This is a genomic window from Flagellimonas olearia (assembly GCF_009184425.1).
GTDB classification, from domain to species: Bacteria; Bacteroidota; Bacteroidia; order Flavobacteriales; family Flavobacteriaceae; genus Flagellimonas; species Flagellimonas olearia.
In genome coordinates, this window is the sequence record NZ_WELG01000015.1 from 1 (window position 1) to 860 (window position 860).

Consider the following 860-nt stretch of genomic DNA (forward strand, 5'->3'; position numbering starts at 1 on the left):
GATTTGTTGCCGATGATCATGGAGCGTATTCTGGCTCTCATGTTGTTTCGGCAAATGTCGACTAGCGACGCCTGTGGCAGTACATCTGAGCATTTGTACGCCATTGCTTTCCACTTGTGAATGAAGTCGTATGTCGACTCATTCTCTCCCTGTTTTAGGCTGCAGAGCTGTGCCATGGTAACAGGATAATCCTCACCTTTAAAGTGGGTTAGGAAGCGTGTCTCTAGCATGGCCCAGTTTTGGATGGAGTTCTCCGGAAGAGTGGAGTACCAATCGAAGGCCGTACCTTTTAGGGTACTTGCGAAGAGGCGGATCCTGAGAGCATCTTGATCCGCAATAGCTCCTGTCAGGATCTTGAAGTGGATGACGTGCTGTCTGGCTGATCCTTTCCCCGTATATGTTTGGAGAGTAGGATGCTTGAATTTTGTAGGGAACGGGACCGAGTCCATCCATAAGGGATATGGTGGCTTGATCCCATGCTCCTTGAGTACATCCTCTTCTTTAGCTTTGGCGAGGATGGTGTCTACGTCCTTTTTAGTAAGGGCGCGTGACTCATTTTCTTCTCCATTTTCCTCGTTATCGTGATGATTCGGAGGAGGTTCATTGTTCGCCTGATTTTGGAAGGCGAGGAGAAGGTTTTCCATCAGAGTTTCAATCCTCTGCTGGCCTTGTTCCAACTGCTGGATGCGTGCGAGCGCATCATCTGGAGGTGGATTCTGAGGTGGTGGCTCAGAATTTGTAACCAGGACGTTCATCCTTCGTGATTCGAACGAAGAAACTGTCCGGGTGACTGAGCTTGGGCTCATTCTTTTTGATGAAGAGCTCGAGGAAGGATTACTCTGCCGTCCTTGACTTGAAGG

General features: G+C 49.1%; 1 protein-coding gene. It reads right to left on the minus strand.

All coding sequences use genetic code 11. The annotated features are described in order from the left end of the window. Positions 1–755: retrotransposon gag family protein (locus F8C76_RS17740; RefSeq protein ID WP_170284060.1), on the minus strand; the 755-nt coding region annotated here is incomplete at its 3' end. Positions 756–860: the final 105 nt, after the last annotated feature.